This is a genomic window from Clostridium autoethanogenum DSM 10061 (assembly GCF_001484725.1).
Lineage (GTDB): Bacteria > Bacillota > Clostridia > Clostridiales > Clostridiaceae > Clostridium_B > Clostridium_B ljungdahlii.
In genome coordinates this window covers 3,549,686-3,571,210 of sequence record NZ_CP012395.1, presented here as the reverse complement: position 1 = coordinate 3,571,210, position 21,525 = coordinate 3,549,686, and the positions used below count along the sequence as shown (strand labels likewise).

The 21,525-nt window shown below is 31.4% G+C and carries 19 protein-coding genes; all 19 read right to left on the bottom strand.

All coding sequences use genetic code 11. The features are described 5' to 3' along the window. Window positions 1–51 precede the first annotated feature (51 nt). The gene (gene sigG / locus CLAU_RS16230; protein WP_013237898.1) at window positions 52–825 is read right to left on the bottom strand and encodes an RNA polymerase sporulation sigma factor SigG; all 774 of its coding nucleotides are present in this window, start codon (window positions 823–825) and stop codon (window positions 52–54) included. A gap of 73 nt (window positions 826–898) precedes the next feature. Further along, a complete protein-coding gene (gene sigE / locus CLAU_RS16225; protein ID WP_023163094.1) occupies window positions 899–1,606 on the bottom strand; it encodes an RNA polymerase sporulation sigma factor SigE in 708 nt (235 codons plus the stop codon). Between the two features lie 195 nt (window positions 1,607–1,801). Then, window positions 1,802–2,599, bottom strand: a complete 798-nt coding sequence (spoIIGA, locus tag CLAU_RS16220) for a sigma-E processing peptidase SpoIIGA (RefSeq protein WP_013237896.1) — start codon at window positions 2,597–2,599, stop codon at window positions 1,802–1,804. Window positions 2,600–2,811: 212 nt separating this feature from the next. After that, window positions 2,812–3,921, bottom strand: coding sequence for a cell division protein FtsZ (gene ftsZ, locus CLAU_RS16215; protein ID WP_013237895.1), 1,110 nt, complete (start codon window positions 3,919–3,921; stop codon window positions 2,812–2,814). Window positions 3,922–3,939: 18 nt separating this feature from the next. Beyond that, window positions 3,940–5,211, bottom strand: coding sequence for a cell division protein FtsA (gene ftsA / locus CLAU_RS16210; RefSeq protein ID WP_029170054.1), 1,272 nt, complete (start codon window positions 5,209–5,211; stop codon window positions 3,940–3,942). Between the two features lie 386 nt (window positions 5,212–5,597). Beyond that, window positions 5,598–6,872, bottom strand: a complete 1,275-nt coding sequence (locus CLAU_RS16205) for a glycosyltransferase family 2 protein (RefSeq protein ID WP_013237893.1) — start codon at window positions 6,870–6,872, stop codon at window positions 5,598–5,600. A gap of 135 nt (window positions 6,873–7,007) precedes the next feature. Further along, on the bottom strand, window positions 7,008–8,063 hold the full coding sequence (locus CLAU_RS16200) for a type IV pilus twitching motility protein PilT (RefSeq protein WP_013237892.1): 1,056 nt from the start codon (window positions 8,061–8,063) through the stop codon (window positions 7,008–7,010). Between the two features lie 273 nt (window positions 8,064–8,336). Continuing rightward, window positions 8,337–9,038: an RNA polymerase sporulation sigma factor SigK gene (gene sigK, locus CLAU_RS16195; RefSeq protein ID WP_013237891.1), complete on the bottom strand. Its 702-nt coding sequence runs from the start codon at window positions 9,036–9,038 to the stop codon at window positions 8,337–8,339. Window positions 9,039–9,120: 82 nt separating this feature from the next. Beyond that, the gene (locus CLAU_RS16190) at window positions 9,121–10,785 is read right to left on the bottom strand and encodes a penicillin-binding transpeptidase domain-containing protein (protein ID WP_013237890.1); all 1,665 of its coding nucleotides are present in this window, start codon (window positions 10,783–10,785) and stop codon (window positions 9,121–9,123) included. Window positions 10,786–10,870: 85 nt separating this feature from the next. Further along, window positions 10,871–12,097: a peptidase U32 family protein gene (locus tag CLAU_RS16185; RefSeq protein WP_013237889.1), complete on the bottom strand. Its 1,227-nt coding sequence runs from the start codon at window positions 12,095–12,097 to the stop codon at window positions 10,871–10,873. Between the two features lies 1 nt (window position 12,098). Further along, the gene (locus tag CLAU_RS16180) at window positions 12,099–12,746 is read right to left on the bottom strand and encodes an O-methyltransferase (protein WP_013237888.1); all 648 of its coding nucleotides are present in this window, start codon (window positions 12,744–12,746) and stop codon (window positions 12,099–12,101) included. 57 nt (window positions 12,747–12,803) lie between these two features. After that, a complete protein-coding gene (gene typA, locus CLAU_RS16175) occupies window positions 12,804–14,627 on the bottom strand; it encodes a translational GTPase TypA (RefSeq protein ID WP_013237887.1) in 1,824 nt (607 codons plus the stop codon). A 174-nt stretch (window positions 14,628–14,801) separates the two neighbouring features. Continuing rightward, window positions 14,802–15,161, bottom strand: a complete 360-nt coding sequence (locus tag CLAU_RS16170) for a YlbF/YmcA family competence regulator (protein WP_013237886.1) — start codon at window positions 15,159–15,161, stop codon at window positions 14,802–14,804. 34 nt (window positions 15,162–15,195) lie between these two features. After that, complete coding sequence (locus CLAU_RS16165) at window positions 15,196–16,863, bottom strand: ribonuclease J (RefSeq protein ID WP_013237885.1); 1,668 nt, start codon at window positions 16,861–16,863, stop codon at window positions 15,196–15,198. Window positions 16,864–16,902: 39 nt separating this feature from the next. Beyond that, complete coding sequence (locus CLAU_RS16160; RefSeq protein WP_013237884.1) at window positions 16,903–17,361, bottom strand: Fur family transcriptional regulator; 459 nt, start codon at window positions 17,359–17,361, stop codon at window positions 16,903–16,905. Between the two features lie 234 nt (window positions 17,362–17,595). Beyond that, window positions 17,596–17,856 (bottom strand): DUF1292 domain-containing protein, encoded by a 261-nt coding sequence (locus CLAU_RS16155; protein WP_013237883.1) that lies wholly within the window; start codon window positions 17,854–17,856, stop codon window positions 17,596–17,598. A gap of 178 nt (window positions 17,857–18,034) precedes the next feature. Beyond that, entirely contained in the window at window positions 18,035–18,448 is a 414-nt protein-coding gene (ruvX, locus tag CLAU_RS16150) for a Holliday junction resolvase RuvX (protein WP_013237882.1), read from the bottom strand. A gap of 63 nt (window positions 18,449–18,511) precedes the next feature. Beyond that, window positions 18,512–18,763: an IreB family regulatory phosphoprotein gene (locus CLAU_RS16145; RefSeq protein ID WP_013237881.1), complete on the bottom strand. Its 252-nt coding sequence runs from the start codon at window positions 18,761–18,763 to the stop codon at window positions 18,512–18,514. Between the two features lie 61 nt (window positions 18,764–18,824). Next, the gene (gene alaS / locus CLAU_RS16140) at window positions 18,825–21,464 is read right to left on the bottom strand and encodes an alanine--tRNA ligase (protein ID WP_013237880.1); all 2,640 of its coding nucleotides are present in this window, start codon (window positions 21,462–21,464) and stop codon (window positions 18,825–18,827) included. Between the last annotated feature and the right edge of the window lie 61 nt (window positions 21,465–21,525).

Genomic DNA, 21,525 nt, shown 5'->3' with positions numbered 1-21,525 from the left:
TATGTGTGAAAGTTGAGTTTCTAATTATTATAAATTAAACATTATACCTATTTATATATATTTTCGCATATGCCTTAAGGCAGTTTTCTCTAACCTAGATACCTGCGCTTGTGATATACCTATTTCATCTGCTACTTCCATCTGAGTCCGTCCATCAAAAAATCTTAAATTAAGTATCAATTTCTCCCTGTCATTTAATTTTTTCATGGCTTCTTTTATCGATATGTTTTCCAACCAGTTTTCATCCAAATTTTTAGTATCACTTATTTGATCCATTACATAAATTGCATCACCCCCATCATGATATATGGGTTCAAACAGGGAAACTGGATCCTGAATGGCATCCAATGCAAATACCACTTCCTCTCTTGGTATATTTAATTCTTCCGCTATTTGTGATATAGTTGGTTCTTTATTATTTTCCCTTATTAATTTATCTCTAACTTGAAGTGCTTTATAAGCAATATCTCTAAGAGATCTGCTTACCCTTATGGAATTGTTATCCCTTAAGTATCTTCTTATTTCTCCTATAATCATAGGTACAGCATAAGTTGAAAATTTAACATTTTGACTTAAATCAAAGTTGTCAATGGCTTTTATAAGCCCTATACATCCTACTTGAAATAGATCATCTACATTTTCTCCCCTGTTATTAAACCTCTGTATTACACTTAACACCAATCGTAAATTACCCTTTATAAACTTTTCTCTAGATTCATTATCTCCCTGCTGCATCTTTATTAAAAGTTCTTTCATTTCTTTTCCCTTGAGAACTGGCAATTTTGATGTATTTACGCCACAAATTTCTACTTTATTAATTATCATGTAATCAGCCCCTTTAGAATATATAGCATTTTAAGTATTTACTAAGAAGCTGAGTTTTATACTAAAGACAACCCTATAACATTTTATTTATTTCTTTTCTAAGTCTCTTTATTATTCTCTTTTCTAACCTTGATATATAAGACTGTGATATTCCAAGTAAGTCTGCAACCTCTTTCTGAGTTTTTTCACTTTTGCCATTTAATCCAAACCTTAGATTAACTATCTCCTTTTCCCTGTCACTCAATTTTTTCATAGCTAGCATTAGAAGCTGCTTATCCACTTCATCTTCTATAAAATTGTATACTACGTCATTGTCCGTTCCTAAAATATCAGAAAGTAATAATTCATTTCCATCCCAATCTATGTTGAGTGGTTCATAAAAAGAAATTTCTGCCTTTGTTTTACTATTTCTTCTCAGATACATGAGTATTTCATTTTCTATGCATCTAGAAGCATAAGTAGCTAATTTTATTTTTTTTTCAGGATTAAATGTATTTACTGCTTTTATAAGTCCTATGGTACCTACTGATACTAAATCTTCCACATTTACACCTGTATTTTCAAACTTTCTAGCTATATAAACTACCAATCGCAAATTTCTTTCTATAAGAGTAGATCTTACCTTCTCATCTCCAGAAACTAACTTCAAAACCAAATCCTCTTCTTCTTTTTTGCTAAGTGGAGGTGGTAGTACATCATTTCCCCCTATATAATATATGTTTTTTATTGCAAATTTAAATTTTGTAAGTATTCTGTTCAACAATATTTTTAACCTAAGCATAATCATAGCCTCCATCATTTAATTTCCTTTTACATCAAGTGATTTTTAGACTCAAATAGGGGTTACTTGTGAGAAATATTCTTTCTCCATCTGAGTCTTATTAACAGTGTTCTTAGTGTCTTTAGCACTTATAATGCGTTATCCTTTAGGAGAAAATCTTATCCATGGGCGTATCAGCCGTTATACACCTACCGTCTATATCACTCCCCTAGAAAGAAGTGCATGATAATCGTCAAATTTACTCAATTTATCCTTGCAAATAGCAATTATAACTTCTCTATTTTTAGTTTCTTGTCCAAAGTCTATTTTTACTACATCTGGCTTAAAGCCCTGAAGCTTGCCACACTTGCCATTTATAACTCTATAAGGTATATAAAACTTATCCATTTCTTCTAGATTTATATTTTGAAATACAGACTTCTCAACTATCACTACTGGCAAATTGGTAGCTGGCTCCCTAAGCTCGTTCCCGGTATCTAAAAAAGCCCTTACACTCTTACTTTTGTCTTTAAATACAATATCCACATTATAAATCAATTTAAACATCTTGTTCCTATCTTTAACATAAATTACCAATCTATCAATTATTATGTACAACACCATGATAGAAATAAAAAGCCATTCATAAGGGAAATTAATTATCATATAATCTCCTGTATAGGAGCAATTACTATATTCCACAAACATACAAATACCTGCCAGCAGCATAGAATACAAAATAAATACAGCTGAAATTTTAAAATTACATATAAATCCCCTATTACCGAAAGAAATATAAATTAGCATAGCTGCTACTAAAATTTTAAAATAGAAAGCAGAAAATATATTTAAGACTGGATAAATTAATGTAACCGTATAACCGCTTCCTATGGCCGCAGCTAAAATCATAAATTTAAGTTTTATCTTTAACTTAAGAGTTCTTCCTGTAATATATAATAAAAAAAAGTTTACTATAAAGTTTATTAAAATTAGCAAGTCTGCATATACTACCAATTGTAAGCTCACCTCCAGCTTTATTTCCTGTATTTACCTTTATTATATACTTATATATTTCAAAATTTTGTCATTTCTTAATCATATATAATATTTTTATTTTCTATATTATGCCATAAAATCTTTTTTTAGTACTATTTAAAGTCATTTGTATTGCATAAAGTTAGACAATAAAAAATCCGTGTATAGTTTAAACTATACACGGATTTTTTCTACTTTCTCTGTCTTCTTAGGAAAGCTGGTACTTCCAAATTATTTTCATCAATTTTCTCATATTCTACAGAAGCTGCTGCTTCATCCTCATTATTCATCATACTTCGTCTTGAAGATTTGATATCGGATTTTGTTTCCCTCTTAACTTCATCCTTTCCCGTTTCAAAACCTGTAGCTATTACAGTAATTCTTATTTCATCTTTTATTTCCTCATCTATAACAGCTCCAAATATTATGTTTGCATCAGGATCTGCTGCATCTTGAACTATCTCCGCAGCTTCATTTATTTCTAAAAGCCCTAGGTCCTGTCCACCTGTTATATTCAAAAGTACTCCAGTAGCCCCTACTATGGAAGTTTCAAGAAGTGGACTTGATATTGCCTGTTTTGCTGCATCCTGTGCCCTATTATCACCATTTCCCTTACCTACACCCATATGTGCAAGACCCTTGTCTATCATAATTGTTCTAACATCTGCAAAGTCTAAATTTACAAGTCCAGGTATAGTAATTAAATCTGATATACCTTGAACGCCTTGTCTTAATACATCATCTGCAAGTCTAAAGGATTCCATTAAAGTTGTCTTTTTATCCACCACAGAAAGTAACCTTTCATTTGGTATTGTAACCAAAGTATCAACTTTATCCTTCAAATCCTTTATTCCCATTTCTGCATGAAGCATTCTCTTTCTTCCTTCAAAAGGAAAAGGTTTAGTAACCACACCCACAGTAAGTATACCCATTGATTTTGCAATTTCTGCGATTATAGGAGCTGCCCCTGTACCAGTTCCACCACCCATACCTGCTGTAATAAACACCATGTCCGCACCTTTTATAGCTTGAGATATTTCATCCTTATTTTCCTCTGCGGCCTTTTTCCCTATTTCAGGATTTGCCCCTGCACCAAGTCCTTTGGTAAGCTTATCACCTATTTGTATTTTTTGCGATGCTTGTGAAAGCATTAATGCTTGCTTATCTGTATTTATGGCTATAAATTCAACATTTTTTAATCCTTCTTTTATCATTCTATTTACAGCATTGTTTCCTCCGCCGCCGCATCCTATTACTTTTATCTGAGCAAATTGTTGAACATCAACATCAAAATCTAACACAATACCCTGCCTCCTTTATTAAAAAAAATCTGTAAAGAATTGTTTTATTCTTGATACAAAACTACTATCTTTATTTTTTTTACTTGTTTTTTGTTTTTTATCTGTTTCCTCATAATCACATATATCTTTATTTTTAATCGGATCCGTAAATGCTGCATTTTTAACTTTTATTGAATTTGAAACATCTTTTACTACTCCAACTGCTGTAGCATACATAGGACTAGCTGCTCCTATGTATTTTGGAATTCCAATTCTTACAAGCTTCTTCAACACATTTTCACCAAATTTTTCTATTCCATTTATAGCAGCCATTCCGCCTCCTACCATAACTACGCCCGAAAGTTTATCATAATACTCAGAATTTCTTATTTCCTTATCTATTATAGAAAATAATTCTTCTACTCTAGCTTGTATAATTTGAACTAAAATATTATAATCAACTTTTACTTTGTTATTATAATCAGCATCGACTTCTATCTTAAAGTTTTCTTCATCATGGTTTATTTCAAGACTTCCATATTTTATTTTGAGTTTTTCTGCCTCTGAAGCAGAAAGTTTTAAACAAACTCCAATATCATTTGTTATTATATTTCCACCTAAGCCTATAGTACTTATACTCCTCAAATTTCCACCCTCATAAATATAAATATTTATAGACTCTGCTCCTGCATCAACAAGAGCTACTCCCCGTTGAATTTCATCTTCTTTTAATACTACTTCAGATATAGCTATGGGTTGAAATACTACTCCTAAAACTTTTATTCCTGCTTTATTTACACTTTTAAAAATATTATTTACTATTGCTGACTGAGCCATTATTATTTGTGAGTCTACTTCCAATCTTAATCCGCTCATACCTATGGGATCCTTTATTTTGTCGTAACCATCAATTATGTATTGCTCAGGTATTACCCCTATTATTTCTTTATCATTTGGAACCGTAATAATCTTAGATGCTTTTAAAACTCTTTTTACATCATTTTGTTTTATTTCACGATCTTCTGAAGATACAGCAACTACACCTTTATTCCAAATAATCTCACTTATTCCTCCTGGTAAAGATATATACGCTTCTGATATTTTAGTATCAAGCATTCTTTCTAAAGAACTTATACATTTTTTTATAGATTCTGAAGTATTATCTATATCTACAACTATTCCTCTTTTCACTCCCGTACAATTTGAAGAAGTTATACCCATTATCTGTACTCCAGCATGTTTGTCCACTTTTCCAGCAGCAGCACATATATTGGACGAACCTATATCTATGCCAATTATATACTCATTCATTAAAGTATTTTTTCCCTCCTTTGCATAAACATAATTCCTAGATTCAACTTTTTGAATCTTAGAAGACGTTATCCATGTACGCAACCGCTCCTCAATTTCATAAAGTAAGGATCTTATTTACATTCATACAATTTTTATTATAAATATAAAATATTATCACATATTAGAGCATGAGCAGATAGTCATCGGATAAAGAAAACTATAGGAAATACACATCCAAAATATATATTCAACAAAAAATCTAATTTTCCTCTTATATTTTATCACATTTTAATAAAAACTCAAATTAAGTTAAACAATATTAAATTAATTTGGGAATAAATCCTGTTCAAATATACCTTAATAAGGGGAAAAGACTTACAGCCCTTTCCCCTATAAAAATTTATTTAATTAGCTTTTTCTAAATCTTTTATCTTTACACTTCTACTGTGAATAGTATGGTTCCATTCTTTATCGTTTTTGTATATAATTCCTTGAAGAGAAATTGGAAACCATGTTATAACATATAGAGGATAAATTATGTAATACCCAAATATCCTAAGATCTAATTTTTTTTCTAAAATAAGCACAAAAGGAGTATATACAAATTGTAATATAGAAAATAGTACCGCTATAATCGTAAACAAATCAAAATTTATAGAGTATACAACTGTATTGAAATTAGATATTAAATTATATGTCTTCATAAAATATTGAATTACACCACTTATAGCAGAAATTCCTATAAGAACAGTTACTATAGGTTGAATACTATAAAATGCACAATCAAGAAGTACAAAATTGCAACTTTTTATTGATTTTATTAAAAGTTTAAAAAAATATCTGCTGGATACATCTGCAAATCCCTGCATCCACCTTTTTCTCTGTTTCCAAGACTGGAAAAGTGTAAGTGGCTTTTCATCATATATTATGGCATCATGAGCCCATCCTACCTTATAACCATGCAATACCAATTTACATGTAAACTCCAAATCTTCCGTAAGACACGTGGCACCCCAACCTAACTTTTTTAAAACAGTTATATCTATGCAAAAACCAGTTCCACCAAGTTGAGTCGACAGACCTAAATTACTTCTGGCTAGTTGAAACATCCTGTTACAGGTCCAAAATGCTATAGAATAACTTCCTGTAATCCACGTATCACAAGGGTTCTTACTATCCAAATAACCTTGAACAACTTTATAGCCTTTGCAAAGCTGCTTATTCATCTCCTTCAAGAAATTTCTATTAACCAAATTATCAGCATCAAATATAGCAACAGCATCATATTTCTTTTTCATCTTAAAGATCTTATCAAACATCCACTCCAGTGCATAACCTTTACCTCTTTTTCCTTCGGTAAATCTTTCATACACAATGGCTCCCTTTTTTCTAGCCTTTAATGCAGTTTTATCTGTACAGTTATCTGCAATTACAAAAATGTCGTATAATGCCTTAGGATAATCAAGTTTTTTTAAACTTTCTATAATATCATCAATTACAACTTCTTCATTGTGAGCTGCAACAACTAATGCAAAACTTTTTTCTGGTTTTACCTCTCCAGTATCTTTTTTTCTCCGTATGCCAAAAATTGATATAAACAAATAATAAATAGATATTATATAAACTGTATAAGTTAAAACACGAGAGGCATTATGAATTAATTCCTTAAAAATGCTCAATTTAATCCCCCCTAATTCAAAGTTATTTTAGCACAAATAAAAATTAATTACTATAGTAATTATAATAATTAATTAAAATATTTTATTTATGTAAAAAAGCAGCACTTAAAAGTTCTACCTTTTTACATAAATTTTCTATAATGAAATTATTTTAGTTATTATATTTGCATCACAAGCATAGGCAATAGCAGACTCATAAGATATTAATCCTTTTTTATAAAGTTCCGCCAGTGCTATATCCATTGTCTTCATACCATACTTTGACCCGGTTTGCATTGAAGATTCTATTTGATAGGTTTTTCCTTCTCTTATCATATTTTTAATGGCTGGAGTAGCAATCATAGTCTCAACTGCTGCTACTCTTCCCTTACCATCTTCTCTATGTATAAGCTGCTGAGATACTATTCCCCTTAAAACTGCTGCTAATTGTATTTTTATCTGCTGTTGTTGATACGGTGGAAATACATCTACAATTCTATCTATAGTTTTAGCTGCTCCTATAGTATGTAACGTCGAAAATACAAGATGTCCGGTTTCAGAAGCCGTAAGCACAACAGATATAGTTTCAAGGTCTCTCATTTCTCCCACTAAAATTACATCTGGATCTTCTCTAAGTACTGACTTTAAAGCATTAGCATAGCTTAAGGAATCTTTCCCTATTTCCCTCTGATTTATTATAGACTTGTTGTGCTTATGTAAATATTCTATAGGATCTTCTAAAGTTATTATATGTGCAGCTCTTGTACAATTTATTTCATTTATCATAGCTGCTAAAGTCGTACTTTTTCCACAACCTGTAGGACCTGTTACCAAAATCAGTCCTTTTTTATAAGATAAAAGATTTTTTATTACCTGTGGAAATTTAAGTTCATTTAAAGTTGGTATTTTCAATCCTACAACTCTCACTGCAATGGCATTACTTCCCCTTTGCTTGAAAATATTTACTCTAAATCTGCCAAGTCCAGCTACAGAAAATGATATGTCGATTTCTCCAATTTTCATATATTTATCATAATCTTTATCTAATATTTCTTTACTAAATCTTTCTGTATCTGATGGCTGCAGTTTTTCTTTTCCAAGTACTTCAAGTTCTCCATTTACCCTTATTACAGGAGGTATACCTACAGTAAGGTGCAAATCTGATGCCTCTTCTTTAATAGTTATTTCTAATAAATCTTTTAATGATAGCAATTTAAGTTCCCCTCTCTGATCCGTCTATATTTTCAATAATTATTTTATAGAATAAAACTTTAATTCAAAAATTTAAAAGTTATTTATAAAATTATATTATACCTTATTATATTCGTCATTTATGTCTACTTTTTTATAAACAATTTTACTTTTGACCAAAGTTATTTACGATTGTCAAAAAATGAAATAAATTCCATTTGTATTTACATAAAATTGTATAAAAATACATAATGGAATTTATTAAAACCTTTACTCTATAAGTTTCATCCAAAATTATCCTGTCCCATAATTTAATTCTTTGTATAACTTTTTTAAAGCTTTTTTTTCAATTCTTGATACATAAGATCTTGATATTCCTAATAGCTTAGCTATCTCTCTTTGGGTCCTTGGTTTTCCTTCCAAGAGGCCATATCGCATTTCCACAACGCTTTTTTCCCTTTCAGATAAACAAGTGTTTATTTTAGAATATAATTTTTTTACCTGTAATTTTTGTTCTACAATCTCAATTATAGAACCTTCATCACTACTGAGAACATCCATAAGAGATATTTCATTTCCTTCTTTATCAACACCAATAGGATCTTCTAAGTATACTTCATTTCTAATTTTTTTATTATTTCTTATAAGCATCAATATCTCATTTTCTATACACTTTGCTGCATATGTTGCTAGTCTAGTTCCCTTAGACATATCAAAAGAATCTATTGCTTTAATAAGCCCAACAGTTCCAATTGAAATTAATTCATCTACTTCTTTACTAGGATATGAATACTTTTTTACAATATGTGCTACTAGTCTTAAATTTCTCTCCACTAAAATACTTTTAGCAAGCAAATCTCCCTGCTCTAATTTTTTGAGATAATATTCTTCTTCTTCATCACTTAAGGGTTGTGGAAATGAACTACTATTTGTAACGTAAGCCGTCATAAATACTACATTTCCCAGGATATCTAATAAGCAATTTGTTAAAAACACTTGTTGCTCCTCCTAACAGTGCTTATTAATATACTATGAATATATTTTAAAAAAGTGCACACATAAATAAATTTATTTAATTTCACTTTAAATATTGCTGTACTTTCAAAATTATATTTTTAAAAATAGGAGCTGCAGTATTTCCTCCGCTTTCGCTGTCTTTATTTATATCTTCAACAAAAACTACCATCGAATAATATCTTCCATTTGCTTTAAAGAAACCGGAAAACCATCCATCTGAATGTTCCTGTGCAGTTTTGCTGCTGCCAGTAAGTTCCACTCTCTGTGTGCTTCCAGTCTTTCCCCCTACTTCCTGATTGTTCATATACGCTGATTTTGCTGTACCCATATCAACTACATTTATCATCTGCTTCTTCATTTCCTCTGCTGTAGATTTCTCAATTACAGAATAACTTGTAGTATTAACTTGTTCTATAACATTATTTTTATCATCTACGTAACTATCTACTATATACGGTTTAACATATACTCCATCATTTATAACTGTATTAGGTATGCTTATAGCTTCCAGTGGAGTTATTCTTACATTTTGACCTATAGCTGCAAGTCCCAGGCTTCCATCACTATAACTTGGATTTTTCACCTCAAATCGGCCCTCTTTTTCACTATCCAAATTTAACACTTTTTGAAACAATCCTTGAGATTTTGCATTGTCATAAAAATTGTTAAATCCAACCTTATTTCCTATTTGAGAAAATACATCATTACATGACAGTGTAAGTGCCCCCTCTGGAGTCAAAGTTCCGTGATGGGACTCATCTTTTTCTTCATAAAGTCCTCTACATGTAAACTTATCATTTACACTTATCATATTCTTATCGAGTCCTGCTTCCTCCACTAAAACTTTGAATATAGATCCAGGGAAAAATCCATGATTAGTAGAAACCCCTAAATTTACATTTGGCTTATTATCATCTTTCTGCACCAGAGCTTTTATTTTTCCCGTACTTGCCTCCATTAAAACTACCCCAATCTGCCCATAGTTTTTATTTTCGCTGCTATTTAACACTTCTTTTATTTTATCTTCTATATCTTTATCTACAGTCAACCTAACATTTACATTATTTTTAGGTAAATTGGTCTTTTTCCCTATTATATTTCCATTTACATCCCTCTCAAATACTACCTGAGGTTTTTCGTTATTCTTAGTTTTATTATATATCTGCATTTCCAAAGAACTCCCAGATTTCATCTTATTATCCTTAGTTCTTCTAGGGTTTTCAAGTAAATTTTCTATGCTCCACACTCCACTCCTATTTAATGGGGAGTATATATAGGTATAAAATCCATTTACGCCTTTTATATCTTTTAGTTTATTATATGTACTCTCGTCAATTTCATAATATACTTTTTGACTGCTATTTAGCACAGCTATCTTAGATAAATCATAGCTACTATTATAATTTCTAAGAGTGTATACAAGTGTCAAAACTTTCTCTGAATCTGCATTTTGATTATCTTTTAAAAACACTTCTGGCAGTATTACAACATAATATTTCTTATTGTAACTCATAAGCTGTCTTCCATAAGAATCAAATAATTTGTAATTGGCATCTGTAAGATCTTCTTTATAGGAATACTGAGCATCCGCCATTACACTTAATTTGTTCCACCCAAAATATTGAACCTTTATTATTTTAAAATATAGTACTGAAAATATTAAAATAATTACTATAAATAAAAAACACTGTCTTTTTCTAATTACATTTCTATTAATCTCAAACATAAAAAAAACACCTCATCTAGACTAAAATTTTGTCCAAAATAAGGTGTTTTATTCATAATTTTATCATTTTTACCATACTTATTTTTTATTTATCACTTTTTGCTTTTAAAAGCATATCTCCCTTTTCCATCTTGTTACTTACTTTAGCTGTAAATATCATTTGGGCTACAGGTGCCGATTCTATTTTTTCTCCCTTTTCATTTCTCATGTCATAAAGGCGTATGCAAAAGCCATCACCTTTAGGTCTAAGCACTTCTACTTCATCTTCATTAAAAACCTTATTCCTCTGTTCTATAACAGCTCTTTCTTCAAGGCTATCATAATCTTTCACTATTCCTACTATATCATAATTTCTTATATATGAAGAGGTCTCATATACCTGTTTGCCCGGATCTCCAAAATAAAATCCAGTATAATATACTCTATGGCTTGCTTTCATTAAATCATCCAACCATACTTTTTTAAATTTATATGAATCTGGATTTTCAAAATAAGCATCTATCGCTCTTCGATAGGCTTTTACTACAGTAGCCACATAATATGAACTCTTCATTCTTCCTTCTATTTTTAATGAATTTATGCCACTCTTAACTAGTTCAGGAATATGATCTATCATACATAAATCTTTAGAATTTAATATATAAGCTCCTCTATCATCTTCAAATACCGGGAAGTATTCCCCTTGCCTTTTTTCTTCCATCAAATAATATTTATATCTGCATGGCTGGGCACATTGACCTCTATTGGCATCTCTTCCTGTCATATAATTTGAAAGTACACATCTACCAGAATAGGACATACACATTGCACCATGAACAAAAGCCTCTATTTCGCAACTCTCCGGTAAATGGCATCGTATCTCATTTATTTCTTTAAGCGATAACTCTCTTGCAAGTACTATTCTCTTTACTCCTTGGTTGTGCCAAAACATAGCTGATTTCCAATTCACATTATTGGCTTGAGTACTTAAATGAAGTTCTAAGTTAGGAACGACTTCTTTTGCAGTCATTATTATTCCTGGATCAGATACAAGTATTGCATCTGATCCTAATTCGTATAATTTTTTTAAGTAATCTTCCATTCCCACTAAATCTTCATTATGAGGGAACACATTTACAGTTACAAATACCTTTTTACCCCTTTTATGAGCATACTCTATTCCCTCTTCTAATTCATTATCTTCAAAATTATCCGCAAAAGCTCTTAAATTCAGCTTGCTGCCTCCAAGATAAACTGCATCAGCACCAAAGTTTATAGCTGTCTTCAGCTTTTCAAGATTACCAGCTGGTGCTAGAAGTTCTGGTTTTTTCATCTTAATTCCTCCTCACTGTAACAGCTATACCATCTCCCATAGGTATAATTGATGTTATAAATTTATCATGATCAGATATTGTATTTAAGTACTCTCTCATTCTTTTTACTATAGTTATCTTTCTTCTTTTCACCAATTCATCTGAAGCAATCATTCCTCTAAATAATGCATTATCTGCTACTATCATGCCTTCTTCATTTAAAAGTTTTAAACAATAAGGTAAAAAATGATTATAGTGTGCTTTGCCTGCATCCATAAATATAAAATCATATTGTTCCTGCATAGTTTTAAGTACTTCCAGGCAGTCTCCTTCTATAATGTCAATGTGCTGCTCAAATTTATATTTTTTCACATTTTCCCTGGCGATTTCTATCATGTGCTTATCTCTTTCAACTGTTGTTATATGACTTTTTTTATGGGAACTTAAGCTCATGAGAATAGCAGAGTAACCAATTGCTGTTCCAAGCTCCAAAATTTTTAAGGGCTTTTTCATAGTTATCATAAGTTCTAAAAATCTTGCCACTTCTTTATGAACTATTGGAACAGAATTTAATCTGGCGTACTCTTCCATCTCCTTTAATATTCCATCATGTTCTCCTATCAATGATCTTATATAATTTTCCATGTATTCATATGCAACACCGCTCATTTTTTCCTCCAAAATAACTTCAAATTAAATAGTTATTCTTATGTGTAAAAGCTTTTACTATTTTCTCCTTGCAGCCTTTTTTCTAAGATCTGTATTTAATATTCTCTTTCTCATTCTTATACTCTTAGGAGTAATCTCCACTAATTCATCCGATGCTATAAACTCTAGTGATTTTTCAAGACTCATTTTGTTTACAGGAACTAACTTTAATGCATCATCCGCACTTGAAGTTCTTGTATTTGTCAAATGCTTCTTTTTACATACATTTACCTCTATATCCTCAGCTCTTGAACATTCACCAGCTATCATTCCTTCGTATACTTCTGTTCCTGGCTCTATAAAAAGAGTTCCTCTTTCCTGAGCATTAAAAAGTCCATAAGTTATAGCAGTACCTGGTTCGAATACTACGAGTGATCCTCTTGTTCTTTCTGGTATGTCTCCTTTGTATTCTTCATAACTATCTAATACATGGTTCATTATTCCATTTCCCTTGGTATCTGTCATAAATTCATTTCTGAATCCAATAAGTCCCCTTGCTGGTATTTTAAATTCCAGTCTTGTATACCCATTAACTGCAGAAGTCATATTTACCATTTCAGCTTTTCTAGGTCCAAGCTTTTCCATAACAATTCCCATAAATTCTTCAGGTACATCTATAGTCAAATATTCAATAGGTTCTAATTTTTTTCCATTCTCTTCTTTATATATAACTGTTGGTTTTGAAACTTGAAATTCATAGCCTTCTCTTCTCATAGTTTCTATTAAAACTGAAAGATGTAGTTCTCCTCTGCCGCTTACTTTAAAGCAATCTGCTGAGTCAGTTTCTTCTACTTTAAGGGCAACATTTGTTTCAAGCTCTTTCATGAGTCTATCTCTCAAATGTCTTGAAGTTACATAATCTCCTTCTCTTCCAGCAAAAGGTGAATCATTTACCATAAAGTTCATATTCAATGTAGGTTCGTCTATCTCTACAAAAGGAAGTGCTTCTGGTTCTGAAGCATCTGCTATAGTTTCACCTATATTTATATCAGGAATACCTGATACAGCAACTATATCACCAAGTTTTGCCTCATCTACCTCTTTCTTTTTGAGTCCATCATAAACATAAAGATTAGACACTTTTACATTCTCTATTTTATTTCCTTTTCTTATAAGTGCAACCTGCTCATTTTTCTTTATACTTCCTCTTGTTATTTTTCCTACACCTATTCTACCTACATATTCATTGTGATCTATAGTTGTAATTAGCATTTGAAGTGGCATATCTAAATATCCCTGAGGTGGAGCAACATTTTCTATTATTGCATCAAATAAAGGTTCCATATTATCTGATTCATCTTCCATCTCTTTTTTAGCAAACCCTGCTTTTGAAGAACAATAAACTACAGGGAAGTCAAGCTGTTCATCATTAGCACCTAACTCTATAAATAAATCAAAAATTTCATCCAGTACTTCAGAAGGTCTTGCATCCGACTTATCTATTTTATTTATAACAACTATTGGCTTTAATTTTAATTCCAACGCCTTTTTCAAAACAAATTTTGTCTGAGGCATAGGTCCCTCATAAGCATCTACTAATAATAAAACGCTATCTACCATTTCAAGTACACGTTCTACTTCTCCTCCAAAATCTGCATGGCCCGGTGTGTCTACTATATTTATTTTAATTCCTTTATGCATTACAGAAGTATTCTTTGATAGTATAGTAATACCTCTTTCCTTTTCAAGATCATTTGAGTCCATGACTCTCTCTTCAACTTTTTCATTTGATCTAAATATATTGCTTTGTCTTAATAATGCATCTACCAATGTGGTCTTACCATGATCGACATGGGCTATTATTGCCACATTTCTTATATCATTTCTTGTAAACAAATTCATTATTACTCCTCCAATTTTACACTTAAACTGACTAAACATATTAAAATTCTGAATAAATACTCAAAAAAATTGGATACTTCCCTGTATCCAATTTAAAGTAACATATTTATTTTAATATCATAGTGTTAAAAAGTCAACTTTCTAAACATCATTCTAATGGTTTTCACGTAAAAACTATTTTTTATTTTTACCTGTTCCAAAAGAAAAGTCTATTCCTATGGCATCATTTAGCACCTTTAATATATTCTGCCACATAATACTGAATCTCTGTTCTGTCTGTATATACTTATTTACAGATGGATTCATAGATACTACAGAACCTATATCTTTAAATTTTTGTTTAGTTTTCTCAGAGACCTCTCCATTTTGCATTTGCTCTGAATAAGCCTCCATTTGTATTTTTCTAAAGTCATCTAACATTTTTATATTTGCTTCACTTTTTTCTATTTCCTTACTTGCCTCTCTTAATGCAGTCACTTCTTCACAGTTTTTAAGCTCTGCTGCAAGCTCACTTGCTTTATCGCATATACTCATTTCAACCATCCTCCTTAGACAATATTTCAAAACATTATATTTCCATAATTATAGGTAATATCATTGGTTTTCTCTTTGTCTTTTCGTATAAGAATGATCTGAGGACTTCTTTTACATTTGATTTTATACTTGCCCATTCAGTAATGTGTTTCTCCTCACATTCATTTAATGCACCTCGTACAAGTTCCTTTGCTTCTTCCATTAAATCTTCTGATTCTCTTACATATACAAATCCCCTGGATATTATATCAGGACCAGCAATAACGGTGCCAGTTTGTTTTTCAATGGTAATTACTACTGTAAGTATACCGTCTTGTGAAAGATGTCTTCTATCTCTCAAAACTATATTTCCAACATCCCCCACTCCAAGTCCATCTACAAATATCTGTCCAGATACTACTGTACCCGTTTTCTTTATAGAGTCTCTGGAAACTTCTATTACATCTCCATTATCTGCTATAATTATATTGTTTGAAGGCATTCCTAAGCTTACGGCAAGGTCTTTATGCTGCTTCAAATGCCTGTATTCTCCATGCACTGGCATAAAAAATTTAGGTTTTACAAGAGTATGAATTAATTTTAATTCTTCCTGACAGGCATGACCTGAAACGTGCACATCTGCTAGTGCTTCATATATTACTTCTGCTCCCTTTTTAAACAGTTGATTTATAACTCCAGAAACTAATTTTTCATTTCCAGGTATAGGATTTGCTGAAATTATTATTGTATCTCCTGGAATAATATTTACTTTCTTATGTTCGGAAGCTGCCATCCTGGAAAGAGCTGACATAGGTTCGCCTTGACTTCCAGTAGTTATTATAACTATTCTATTACCAGGATACCTATTTATATTATCTATATTAATAAGAGTATTTTTTTTAATGTCTATATATCCCAAGTTCATAGCTACTTCCATTATATTTTCCATACTTCTCCCGGAAATTGCAACTTTCCTGTCATATTTTTCAGCAGCAGTAATTACCTGCTGTATTCTATGAATATTAGAGGCAAATGTAGCCACTATTATTCTACTTTTTGCAAGTGAGAAAAACTTTTGAAAAGTTGTTCCTACAGTTCTTTCAGACATAGTGTATCCCGGTCTCTCTACATTAGTACTATCTGCTAACATAAGGATTACACCTTTTTTACCTAGTTCTGCAAGCCTAGCAAAATCAATTACACTTCCATCAATAGGCGTATAATCTACCTTAAAGTCACCAGTATGAAATATAATACCTATTGGTGTATGTATTGCAAGGGCAGTTGAATCAGCTATACTGTGGCTAGTTCTTATAAATTCCACAGACATACTATCCAATTTAATTACGTCCTTTGCCTTTACACACTTTAATTTTACTACATCATTTAAGTTATGTTCCCTTAACTTACTCTCAACAATACCCAGGGTCAACTTCGTACCGTACACAGGAACATTGATTTCTTTTAGCACATAAGGTAACGCTCCTATATGGTCTTCATGTCCATGAGTTAAAAATATTCCTCTCACCCTGTCAATATTCTTTTTTAAATAAGTAATATCGGGTATAACTATATCTATGCCCAGCATATCTGCATCCGGGAAACTCATGCCACAATCAATTACTATTATGTCATTTTTATACTCTATTACTGTAAGATTCTTTCCTATTTCACCTAGACCACCTAATGGAATGACTTTTACTCTATCTTTTTCTTTACGCAAAAAAATCTTCCCTCCTTTTTATATTTTAGTTTTTTATACTTATTTTGATTTTTTTGTACATTTATTACATATGCCATAAAATTTTAAACTATGGTTTAAAATTTTAAAATCATACTTTTCTTCTATCTTTTTTTCTAAAGGTTCCAACAAATCATCCGTTACTTCAATTATCTTAGAACATTTAGTACATATTAAATGATGATGCTGATGGTTTTCTTCTTCATGCACTATTTCGTATCTATTGCATCCATCCTCCAAATCCAATTTACATATAACGCCTATATCCTCTAAAAGCTGTACTGTCCTGTAAACTGTAGCCAAACCAATTTCAGGGCATTCACTCTTAACCTGATCATATATTTCTTCTGTAGTAAGGTGTTTTCCTTCATTTCTTATTATAATATCAACTACAGCACGCCTCTGCGGCGTAAGTTTATATCCTTTTTCTTTTAAGCTATTTTTTAATCTCTCTATTTCTGAAGAGGAAAGTTTTGGCATTACTATACCCCATTTCAACCTAAATTTGTCCCATGACAACCTTCTCTACTGCTTCACTGTGTGTAACGGTAGTGTTATAGATAGCAGCCATCGGATAAAAACATTGTTTAAAAATTACAATACTATAAGTTTAATATAGTATAAAGTTATTGTCAATTGAAAATCAATTAATATAAAAGCTAAAGGCTAAAAGCTATCTAAGCCACAGCTTTTAGCCTCTAGCTTTTATATTAACTAAGCTTCATTTCCAAATAAACTTTCATAAACTTCTAAAACCTTATCAAATTCATCCTCATCTTCTACTGTTACAAGAACTTCTTCTCCATTATCATCTTTTACTATTTTAAGTGCTATAGCTGTATCTTCATCAGCACATTCTTCAGGTACCGCAATTATATATTCTTCTTCTTTTATATCAAATTTAGTAACCACCTGGAACTTAACCTTTTTTCCATTTTCATCTTCTAATATTAAATCTGCTGCGTTATTATCCATATTGAGTTTTCCTTTCTTTTAAATCCAGATTTATTCAATAACTACTCTCTTTAACACTTAACGATACTTTGCAAAAACCCTTCACAAAAATTATAGATTTTAGTTTTCTGATTTTTTTCAAGTCTATGATAAAGAGAGACTATATCCCTAAATAAGTTCAAACAATTTTCACTTGATACTATTTTGAAATACTATCCAAATATCCTTGAAGTATATAAATAGCTGCCATCTTATCTACTATTTTTTTTCTCTTTGCCCTAGATAAATCTCCCTCTATCATAGCCCTATGAGCTGCTACAGTAGTTAATCTTTCATCCCACATCTTTATGGGTACTTTTATACTTTGCTCTATAACCTTGCAAAAACTCAACACTTTTTCACTCTGAAGACCTAACGTACCATTCATATTTTTAGGAAGCCCAGAAACAATACATTCTACACCGTATTTTTCACATATAGACTTTAATTCCTCAATATCCTTTTCCTGATTCTTTCTTCTCACAGTAGTGATTCCTTGTGCCGTTATCCCAAGTGGGTCACTTAGTGCCACTCCTATAGTTCTGTCACCTATATCCAATCCGAGTATTCTCAAATCTTCACTCTCCTACTTTATATTATTCTCATATTTAAAATAAAAATGTCCATAAGGACATTTTTATTTTATGTCTAAGTATGCTTTTAAGACTTCTTCAAGTATTTCATCTCTCTCAAGCTTCCTAACCAATGACCTTGCTCCATTATAATTTGTTATATACGTTGGATCACCAGAAATCAAATATCCCACCAATTGATTTACTGGATTATAGCCTTTTTTAATTAGCGAATCATAAACCTCAGTCAATATTTCCTTTGTCAATGCTTTTTTACTTTCAGAAATGTCAAACTGAATAGTATTATCGTTGCTCATATATATCACCCCGCTAACATTCTAATAAATATATTATAAAACATATTTCATAAAATGTATACTACTTAACTAATTTTGTAATAATTGTATTACTTTTTCCTATAGCTTCTTGTAACTTATCTGGAAGTCTTCCTCCTGCTTGAGCCATATCAGGTCTTCCTCCACCGCCGCCACCTGTAATGGCTGCAACTTCCTTTATGATTTTTCCACAATGTATTCCACTTTTTACTGCTTCTTTAGTTGCCATAGCTACAAGCTGCACTTTTCCTCCTATGCTGCTTCCAAGCAAAACTACACAATTTTCAGATTTACTCCTGATTTTATCAGCCAATTCCCTAAGAGAATTTCCATCTACATCTTTCAATATACCTGTAAATAGATCTATTCCTCCTATTTTCTCTACTGACTTTAAAATATCGTCTTCTGCACTTCCTGCAACTTTCAATTTTAATTCTTCAATTTCTTTTTCCAATTCTTTCAGTTCACTAGATTGCAAATCCAATTTATGAACAATTTCTTTTTCAGAACATTTCAGTTTGCTTGATATTTCTCTTAGTATATCACTTTTTGAATTAACATATTCAGCAGCCATCTTACCTGTAACTGCTTCTATTCTTCTTATACCAGCTGCTATTCCAGTTTCAGAAGTTATTTTAAACAAGCCTATCTCTCCAGAATTACTTACATGAGTACCTCCACAAAGTTCCTTGCTGAAATTTCCTACGGAAACTACCCTTACTTCATCCTTATATTTGTTGTCGAAAAGTGCTATTGCACCACTTTCTTTGGCTTCCTCTAAGGACATTATAGTTGTTTTTACAGGATAAACTTTCATTATACTTTCATTTACCAAGTTTTCAATATTCCTTAATTTTTCATAGCTTACAGCTTCAAAATGATTAAAATCAAACCTTAGCCTAGATTCATCTACATAAGAACCAGACTGATGTACCTGTTCTCCTAAAACTTGTTTTAAAGCAGAATCTAATAGATGAGTTGCCGTATGATTTTTTCTTATATTACTTCTTCTATCCTCGTCTACACTCAGTTCAATTGTATCCTCCAAATTTATACTTCCTGAAATAACCTTAACAAAATGTAGTACCTTTCCTGCTAGATTTTTCTTACAATCTAAAACTTCTCCTTTGAAATTTTCACTAAATACAGTTCCCTTGTCTCCTACCTGGCCTCCCATTTCAGCATAAAAAGGCGTATTAGCAGTTATAATAACTCCTTCTTCTCCTTCGTTTAAAACAGATACAAATTCTTCATCTTTTACAATTAATTTAACTTTGGAACTGGATTTTAATCTATCATACCCTTCAAATACCGTATTTATTTCAAAAGGAATTTTATTTAATACAGTATTTTCTGCTCCCATATAATTGGTCTCTGCTCTAGCAGATCTTGCTCTTTCCCTCTGATCTTTCATATTCTGATTGAATTCATCTAAATCCACAGTCATTCCTTTTTCTTCTAATATTTCTTGGGTAAGTTCTATAGGAAAACCATAAGTGTCATACAATTTAAATGCTTTTTCACCCTCAAGTACAGTATTTTTATTTGACTTTAAATCAGATATAAAGTCATTTAAAATTTGCATTCCACTATCTATAGTTTCATCAAATCTTTCCTCTTCTAGCTTTATAATCTTTTTTATATACTCTTCTTTTTCCTTCAATTCAGGATAATTTCCGCAAGAATTGTTTATGACAACTTCTGTAAGTTTATACAAAAATCCTTCCTTAATACCAAGGGACTTTCCATGCTTTGCAGCCCTTCTTAAAAGTCTTCTAAGCACATACCCGCGGCCTTCATTAGATGGAAGTATTCCATCACTTATCATAAATGTAACGCTTCTCACATGATCTGTTATTATTCTCATGGACATATCGCTTTTTTCATTTTTACTATATTCTATACCAGCCATATTGCTAACTTCTTTTAATATAGAATTTATAGTATCCACTTCAAATATACTGTTTTTACCCTGCATTATAGTTGCCATTCTCTCAAGACCCATACCCGTATCTATATTTGGATGAGAAAGCTTATTGTAGTTTCCCTCTTCATCTTTATCAAATTGTGTAAATACCAAGTTCCAAAATTCAACTACCCTGTCACTATCACCTGCTTTTACAAATTCATCTACTGTAGTTATCTTTCCTTCGCCTCTATCATAGTGAATCTCCGAACAAGGTCCACAGGGTCCTGCTCCATGTTCCCAAAAATTATCTTCTTTTCCTAGTCTGAATATTCTAGATGGATCTATGTCCGTCTTTTTCACCCATATATCATAAGCTTCATCGTCATCTAAATATATAGTGACATATAATTTATCTTTAGGAATCTTTAAAACATCAGTAGTAAATTCCCAAGCCCAAGGAATTACTTCTTCTTTGAAATAGTCTCCAAATGAAAAATTTCCAAGCATCTCAAAAAAGGTACCATGTCTGGATGTTTTCCCAACATTTTCAATATCCCCTGTTCTTATACATTTCTGACAGGTAGTCACCCTTTTTCTAGGTGGAACCTTCAATCCTGTAAAATAGGGTTTAAGAGGTGCCATTCCTGCATTTATAAGAAGTAAGCTCTTATCATTATTGGGCACTAAAGAAAAACTTGGCATTCTCAAATGCCCCTTCTTTTCAAAAAAACTTAAATACATCTCTCTAATTTGATTTAATCCTAATTTTTCCATATGTATCTCTCCTCTTCACTCATATGTAATCAAATTTTATCATCTTATTATGTAAAAAATA